Here is a 4107-nt window from a genome sequence, read left to right on the forward strand (position 1 = left end):
CGCACTCAGGAAGAGCTCGCCGATAAATTGCACCAAGCCGGTTTTGATGTCACTCAGGCAACGGTCTCTCGGGATATCAAAGAAATGGGACTTATTAAAGTCCCTAGTGCAGATGACGATTATCGCTATGCCGTTCCGAGCGAAGTACATCCGTCGAATTTGCAAGATCGCCTCAAACGGTTGTTACGTGAAACGGTCGTCTCCATTAATGACACAGAAAGTCTTATCGTCATTCGAACGATTCCAGGAAATGCGCATGCGTTAGCGGCCGTTATGGATAATAGCAATTGGGAAGAGGTCATTGGCACTGTAGCAGGGGATGATACAATTCTTTTGGTCATCAAACCTAAAGAGGTTGTTCCCGCAGTCTTAGAACGACTCACCACCTTGCTTGGATAGGAGGGGATATTATGCTAGCGGAGTTGCACGTAGAGAATTTCGGCCTGATGGAAACGGTACGACTGAATTTTAGTCGTGGTATGACAGTATTTACGGGAGAAACTGGCGCAGGGAAATCAATGTTGATTGACGCCTTAGGGGTTCTCTTAGGTGGACGAGCCAGCGCAGATCTGATTCGACACGGGGAAGCGCAGGCACGGATAGAAGGGGTTTTTGAAGATCTGGCCCAGGAGTCCTTAATGAGGCTTGAAGAGGCGGGTTATCCCGTTGAAGAAGGTCAATTGTTTCTTTATCGCGAGATAAATGCCTCAGGAAAAAATATCTGTCGTGTTCAAGGCCGTACGATTCCACTGACCCTCTATCGTACACTCTGTGAAGGGCTAGTGGATATACATGGGCAAATAGAGCATCTGACTCTCTTCCGCCCCGAAACCCACCGAGATCTTTTAGATGCCGTAGGAGGACTTCAAGACGACGTCATTTTAGTAAATGAAGCAGCTAAAGCCTATCAAGCGATTATCCGCAAAGAACGAGAGTTATCCATTTCAGAGGAGGAACGGCAAAAACGCGAAGAAATTCTTCGTTATCAAATTGAAGAAATTAATCATATTAATCCAGTTCCAGGAGAAGAGGGAGAGCTCAATCAGGAGAAGAAACGTTTAGGTAATGCGGAACGCATTACGAGTTTAATATCCGAAGCGTACGCTGCACTATATGAGGGATCAGCGGGCAAGCTTGCAGTTTTTGATCTGTTAGGACAAACGCGTAAAGCCCTTCAAGAGCTGGCCCGGCTAGATGACAATTTTAATGTTATTGAGCAGATCGAATCCATCTATTATGCGGTGGAGGATTTAGCTGATCAAGTCCGGGTGTATAAGGATAACTTTGAGTTTGAACCAGGACGCCTCGACAGAATAGAGGAGCGGCTTATACAGCTAAATAGGCTTCGGAAATATGGGACAATCCTCGAAGAAGTTTTGGAAAAACGAAGGGGAATGCTAGAAGAGTTGGAGCAAATCACTCATGTCCAAGAGCAATTTGAAACAATACATAAAGAGAAAAAGACGACACGCAAGGCCTATGAAACCGCAGCGGAACAACTCAGCCAAAAACGGCTAGAAATCGCTGAACGGATTGAGAAAGGCCTCATGATTGAACTTGCAGATCTAAGTCTGGAGAGAAGCCGGTTTGAAGTTCGGTTCACACCAAACACGGAGCCAACGACTGGTGGAGCGGAGGCGGTAGAGTTTTATTTCTCTGCTAACCTTGGAGAACCTCCTAAGCCCCTTGCGAAAGTCGCTTCCGGCGGAGAAATGTCCCGCTTAATGTTGGCTTTAAAGAGTTTATTGGCTAAAGTAGAGTCAGTGGGAACGTTTATCTTCGATGAGGTAGATAGCGGGGTCGGTGGCAGGACGATTCATAAAGTGGGTGAAAAGCTGGCCAAAATCGCTCATAACAAACAGGTTTTTTGCATCACCCATGCTGCGCAAGTAGCTGCCTATGCGGATGTTCATTATGGGATCGTCAAAGAAGTGAAGGAAGGTAGGACGCGGACGCGGGTTGAATCGTTGTCCGAATTCAGGCGTATCGAGGAACTCGCTCGGATGCTCGGAGGTGGAGAAGTAGAGGTTACACGTAAACATGCCCAGGAGTTATGGGAACGATGTGGGCACATAATCAAGTGAGATTCAACTTCAATTTGTAATTAATAAGAACAATAACGGATTATTCCCTAATAATTCCATTTTTTAAGCAAATTTCTTGAATTGCTTTACTTGTGGCTGCACAACTTAATTATGCAGTCCTTTTTTTTTGTCTAATTTGCCAATGTTTTAGAAAATATGGAACGGATTTTACAGGATGAAACAGAAGGGATTTGGATAATTTAACATTAGAATTCAGCTCAAACACTTATTTTGAACGCTCTAAAATAAAGAAAAAGGGAGAATGGTGATAGGGAGAATAGAGTGGAGGGATAAGAGAGTGAAAAAAAGGAGCGTTTTAGTTTTTGTCAGTCTCTTGTTCTGCATCTTCCTTAGTATGAATCCAAATTTTCAACAGTTGGTTGAATTTCCAGAACAGTATTTGACCCAAGGTAATCATGAAGAACCTCAAGTTAACGGAATTTGGTCCAAGCTTATTAAGGTAGAAAAGGTTTCAACAAATCAAATTGTTTCTGTATCAGGCGTATCCCACACTCTAGGGTCGGAAAAATTTGAAGTCTCTTACAAACTCTTTGGGATTTTTCCATTAAGATCCGGTGAAGTCGAAGTCATGAAGCCCATGAAATTAATTCCAGGCGGACAATCTATTGGTGTCACTTTACAGACAAAAGGTGTAATGGTGGTCGGGCAAGCCCCAGTTGTAGACAAGAGTGGTAAAAAAATATTTCCTGCCAAGGAAGCTGGAATTGAAGTAGGAGACATTCTCCTTAAAATCGACAACCAAGAAGTACGGACAGATCAAGATGTTTCCAATGCGGTTCATCTCGCGGGGGAAGAAAAAGGAAACGTAGACGTGTTATTTAAGCATCAGGATCAAATTTTAGAAAAGAAAATAAGACCAATTTTTTGTGTAGAGACTGGTAGGTATCGAATGGGTCTATTTGTACGGGATGAAGCAGCTGGGGTCGGGACCCTTTCTTTTTTAGACCCAATTTCCAAACAATATGGCGCACTAGGGCATGTAATCACTGATGCGGACACAAACCAGAAAATTGAAGTTTCTAAAGGAAAAGTTATTGCTTCATCGATTTACGCTATTGAAAAGGGGAAACGTGGACATCCTGGCGAAAAACTCGGTTCATTTGTCTCGGATTCAACCTTTATGGGAACGATTGAAAAGAACACTACGACAGGTATCTTTGGCTTAATGAGTGGTCAAGTTGTGAATCCCTATTTCAACGAAGCAATTCCAGTTGGATGGGAATCTGAGGTTAAAATTGGTCCGGCCAAGATTTACACGGTGATTCAAGGAGAAAAAATTGAGGAGTTTAATATTAATATTGATCGAGTGATGCATAATCGTACAGATAGCAAAAATATGATTGTGCGAGTAACAGATCCAAGGCTCCTAGAAGTTACGGGTGGTATCATCCAAGGCATGAGTGGAAGTCCGATTGTTCAAGATGGTAAAATCATTGGCGCAGTAACTCATGTATTTGTAAATGATTCCCAAAGAGGGTACGGTGTTTTTATCCAGAATATGATAAATGAGGGTATGAAGTTAGATAAGAAGCAAGCAGCTTAAAGACGTAATCTAGTTTGGAGAGTGGCTTTTTAAAAAAGTCGCTCTTTCTTTTAATTTATTAGCATTTTTCTATCAAAAAAAGAAGGAGTATAGAAAACAATTGTCGAAATTATAAATTCTAATACGTTCTGATATGAGGAGGATCCTGGGAAATGCAAAGGCCTATACGAGTTCTATTGGCAGATGACAACCGGGAATTTGTCGAGATTGTTAAAGAATTTATAGAACGGCAAGAAGATATGAGCCTTGTTGGGGTAGCATATCATGGGAATGAGGCTCTAGAATTAATTTCTCGGGAAGAACCTCATGTTGTGCTTTTAGATATCATTATGCCCCATCTTGATGGATTAGGTGTCTTGGAAAAACTTCAAAATGCTGCCCAAAGACCTAAAATCATTATTTTAACCGCGTTTGGACAGGAATCGATGACCCAACGTGCAGTCAACCTTGGAGCGAATT

General features: G+C 42.4%; 4 protein-coding genes. All 4 read left to right on the forward strand.

Annotation, left to right across the window (positions count from 1 at the left end; translation table 11 throughout):
* A partial coding sequence (gene argR, locus DOT_RS23555; protein WP_009624054.1) for an arginine repressor occupies window positions 1-399 on the forward strand: 399 nt, incomplete at its 5' end.
* Window positions 400-410: 11 nt separating this feature from the next.
* Window positions 411-2084: a DNA repair protein RecN gene (gene recN / locus DOT_RS23560; protein ID WP_009624055.1), complete on the forward strand. Its 1674-nt coding sequence runs from the start codon at window positions 411-413 to the stop codon at window positions 2082-2084.
* A 298-nt stretch (window positions 2085-2382) separates the two neighbouring features.
* Window positions 2383-3648 carry a SpoIVB peptidase gene (gene spoIVB / locus DOT_RS23565; protein ID WP_040413371.1) on the forward strand — a complete coding sequence of 422 codons (1266 nt, stop codon included), beginning with the start codon at window positions 2383-2385 and terminating at the stop codon, window positions 3646-3648.
* 152 nt (window positions 3649-3800) lie between these two features.
* Window positions 3801-4107 (forward strand): response regulator (locus DOT_RS23570; protein ID WP_009624058.1); only part of this gene is annotated, 307 nt, incomplete at its 3' end.

The organism is Desulfosporosinus sp. OT, from assembly GCF_000224515.1.
Lineage (GTDB): Bacteria > Bacillota > Desulfitobacteriia > Desulfitobacteriales > Desulfitobacteriaceae > Desulfosporosinus.

Coding starts and splice junctions, on each gene's coding strand:
- recN (WP_009624055.1), top strand. CDS start 411: ATGCTAGCGGAGTTGCACGTAGAGAATTTCGGCCTGATGGAAACGGTA.